6 protein-coding genes are annotated in these 3,390 nt (G+C 69.4%); 2 read left to right on the top strand and 4 right to left on the bottom strand.

Going from position 1 to position 3,390, the window contains the following annotated elements:
• The 4 genes from V7E46_RS32970 to V7E46_RS32985 all read right to left on the bottom strand — a co-directional run.
• A partial coding sequence (locus V7E46_RS32970) for a hypothetical protein (protein ID WP_333771839.1) occupies positions 1-251 on the bottom strand: 251 nt, incomplete at its 3' end.
• Between the two features lie 202 nt (positions 252-453).
• A complete protein-coding gene (locus V7E46_RS32975; RefSeq protein WP_333771840.1) occupies positions 454-1,494 on the bottom strand; it encodes a hypothetical protein in 1,041 nt (346 codons plus the stop codon).
• Positions 1,494-2,270, bottom strand: coding sequence for an ATP-binding protein (locus V7E46_RS32980; RefSeq protein WP_333771841.1), 777 nt, complete (start codon positions 2,268-2,270; stop codon positions 1,494-1,496). Before V7E46_RS32980 ends, V7E46_RS32975 begins: the two co-directional genes overlap by 1 nt.
• The gene (locus V7E46_RS32985) at positions 2,270-2,806 is read right to left on the bottom strand and encodes a Mu transposase C-terminal domain-containing protein (RefSeq protein WP_333771842.1); all 537 of its coding nucleotides are present in this window, start codon (positions 2,804-2,806) and stop codon (positions 2,270-2,272) included. The genes V7E46_RS32980 and V7E46_RS32985 overlap by 1 nt, the downstream gene beginning before the upstream one ends.
• Positions 2,807-2,808: 2 nt before the next feature.
• Between V7E46_RS32985 and V7E46_RS32990 the strand changes: the two genes are divergently transcribed.
• Entirely contained in the window at positions 2,809-2,982 is a 174-nt protein-coding gene (locus tag V7E46_RS32990; RefSeq protein ID WP_333771843.1) for a hypothetical protein, read from the top strand.
• Positions 2,983-3,117: 135 nt separating this feature from the next.
• A partial coding sequence (locus V7E46_RS32995; protein WP_333771845.1) for a hypothetical protein occupies positions 3,118-3,390 on the top strand: 273 nt, incomplete at its 3' end.

Here is a 3,390-nt window from a genome sequence, read left to right on the forward strand (position 1 = left end):
GGGGTGGCCGCACCGAGGCCGAGGGCCCACCAGGGGGATATGGGGGCGGTGCAGGCGGCCGCGCAGGCCAGGCCGGCGCCGATGGTGATGCGCAGGACGCTGGTGATGCCGTAGGCCAGCGGGCCGGGGTCGGTGTCCTTCTCTCGTTGCCACGGCAGGCGGCGGTGTTTCCGTACGGCGGTGATGTAGTCCAGCGCCTCGATCGCGAGGCCGCCGAACGCTCCCCATAAAGTCGGTTTCAGCCACTCCATGTACCGACGGTAGCGGCCTGGTGCCGACTCCAGGGAGCCGTTGGACGTTTCCTGCCGCTCCTGTTGTCGGTGAAGTGCCCGTCGTCGAGGGGGCGGTTCGCCAGCATTCAACCGTCGTAGACACCCCGGCACAGCTGGGCCTGCTGCGGTCCCGGGGCAAGATCACTTGTCCAAGGACAATCGGGGTGGATGGTGTCGTCTTCTATGGGGCGGGTTTGAGGTGGTAGCGGATTCCTGTTGCGGTGAGGCGGAGTTGTTCGCCGTGTCGGAGGGTGATGAGGGGGAGGAGCGGGCTGTCCGGGGCGCGGTCGTGGAGCCGGCCGTGGATGCCGGCCGCGTGGATGAGGGGTCGTGTCCAGTGGGGGAGTGGATGGATCTGGCATCGGCGGTGGGCGGTGCTGTCGTGGATTTTGACGGCGGTCGCTGTGTCGTTGATGTCGATGCCGCGGATGAGCGCGAGCTGGCCGATGCCGGCTCCGGTGACCGCCTGGATGGTGATGGCTGTCGCGTGGAGGGGGTGTGCCACCGTGTTCAGCCGGGCGGCGAGGGCGTCTGCTGATGTGTAGTTCTGCCGCCGTGCGGACGGTGCGCCGCTCGTTGTCGGGGCGAGTACGGGGGCGCCCTGGCATGGGGCCCGTTTCGGGCGGTCTGCCGCTGTGCCGTCCGACGGTGTGGGGAAGGTGATCCACTGGCCGTCGTCCTGGCGGGGGTTTGGTTCTATGGGCCGCTGCTGTCCGGCGCTCGGGGTGTCGGCCGGTGGGGGTTGTGTCCGGTCAAGGGCGGTGCGGGCCTGGGGGAGGGTGTCGATGAAGAAGTACGGGGTCTCTTCCAGGAGCGTTCTCAGGGCAGGGGTGACCGGCCGGTGCCAGAGCAGGGTGAGGCGGATCGCGGTCCGGTCCCGCAGCGTCAGCAGCTGTCCGAAGCGGGCCGGTGTGAGGCGGTCGGTGCGGCAGACGATGAGGTGCGCGATGTGGTGGGTGAGGATCCAGGTGGCGACGGCGTCCCAGGCGGGGCGCTGGGAGTCGGCCCAGGTCCCGTAGGTTTCTCCGCCGTGGGGGAGTCGTTTGCCCAGGGCGTAGAGGAGGTCGTGGGCGAGGGCTGCGGGAGCTCCGTTGGCGGGGCTGGGATCGACGGTCAGACGACCCAGGGCGGGGTGGTGCGCGGTGTGTGCGGCGGCTGTCCAGTCGGGGTGGTCGTCCTTGTCGATGAGGACGGTGACCGCCGGGAGGCCGCCGGTGGTCACTACATGCCGCCGATCTTGCTGTAGACCCAGCGGACGAGGTCTTCGTCGACGTGGGCGAAGTCGAGTTTCTTCATGCCGGCGAGGACGTGGGTGGTGATGTTGGCCCAGTTACGGAAGCTGCCGTGGGCCGCTTGCTTGTCGATCGCGTCGATCAGCGCGGTGTCGACGTCGGCCCAGACGGGGTGGAAGGCGGGGATCGTGGCCCGTACCTCGTCTTTGGACATGCGGGTGAATTCCTGCCAGATAAAGATCCTGGAGGCCAGCATGGGCTCGCGGCGCAGGACCTTGTAGCAGCCGTCGCCGCCGGCGAAGATCACGGCGATGTTGGTGCGTTTGTCGTCCCACAGGTGGCGCCAGAACTCGAACCCGGTCTTCTTCATCCACTGCGCCTCGTCGCAGACCAGGACCCGGAACTCCTCGGCGAGGGCCTCTTTGAGGAGGGTGTCGAACTCGATCGGGCGGGCCGGCGGTTCACCGGGCAGTCCCAGTGCCTGGAAGAGGCCGTGCCGGATGTCCCTGGGGGTGGGGCCGGCCCGCAGTTCCAGGCGGTGGGTGATGTCCGGGGCGAGGTGGCGCAGCGCGGAGTTGACGGACATCGTCTTTCCGGATCCGGCCGGCCCGTAGACGCACATCATGGCCTTGGCCTCGATGACGGCCTCGATGTTGTCCCGGGTGGTCAGCAGAGTGTCGGTGCCCACCAACTGCGCCTGCTCCAGGCCCAGGAAGTGGTCCTCGCTCTCGTCGGGCAGCAGCCCGTAGTCGAGGTCGGCGATCATCAGCGGTGGTCCTCATCAGGGGTAGGGGTGCGCGCCGTCCTGGGGCGGGCCCAGGTCTCGGGCGCGGGGCCGTGCGGAACCAAGTCGGGGCGGGCCAGCGCGCGACGGTCTGTCTGCGCCGCCGCGCCCAGTTCTTCTTCGGCCTGCGCGGCGGTCGGGGAGGTGAGCGACCGCGCCGGGGCGGCGGTGGTGGAGGCTTCGAAGCGCCGGCGGCGCAGTTTCTCCGCGGCTTTCAGATCGGCTTTCAACCGGCGGGCGGCTGAGGTCCGAGCGGCCTGGACGGAGCGGATCTGCTCCCGGCTCGCAGCGGCGGCCAGGAACGCCGAGCCGAGGTGGCGGCCGGTGGCGGCGTCGAAGACTTCGACGGTGTCGTCGTGGTTGGGCAGGTGCCGTACCGAGACTTTGGTGCCGGTTCGGCCGTTCATCCACGGGGCGAGATAGTCCCTGCGGCGCCACCGCACCCCCGCTGGTGGTGATCGTGTACGTGCGCCCGTCATCTTCCAGAGCGAACGTCGCCAGCTGCCCGACCGACACATCGGTGAGCGGTGCCGCGTCGGCCTGCCACGCCTCCACAGGGGTTTTCCCGTTCAGCGCGGACGGGTGGTGGACGGTGTTCCACCAGGTCACCCAGTCCAGCAGCAGCCCCACGAACGCCTCGTACGTCAGCGCAGGGGCGTCGGGGTCGGCGAGCCGGCCGCCGGTGAGCTTCTGACGGCCGGTATAGCGGGGGAGCGAGACGAGGAACATCTCCTCGACCGCGTCGTTCAGCGCCTCGATCGTGCCCTTCGGGTGAGGGGTGTAGGCGGGCAGGTCGGTCACGGGAACGGCGAGCGCGCCCATCGCTGCGGTGACCGTCGTGCACAGGAACTCCTTGCCGCGGTCGACTCGGATCTGTCCGGGCAACCCGCCCACCGGACCGAACGGGGCGCTGCGGGTGATCGCGATCCGCAAGCACGCCAGCACTGCATCCCGGCTCGGAGCGTGCGCGGTGACCGCCACTCCGGTGATCGCCTTGGTGGCGCAGGCGATGAACCAGGTCACCCACGGCGTGGCCAGCTCACCTTCCACATCGACCTCGACAGGCACGTGCTTGTGGTCGCCCTCCCACACCGCGTTGCGG

This window comes from Streptomyces sp. IBSBF 2435 (assembly GCF_036815005.1).
In the GTDB taxonomy this organism is placed as follows: Bacteria; Actinomycetota; Actinomycetes; order Streptomycetales; family Streptomycetaceae; genus Actinacidiphila.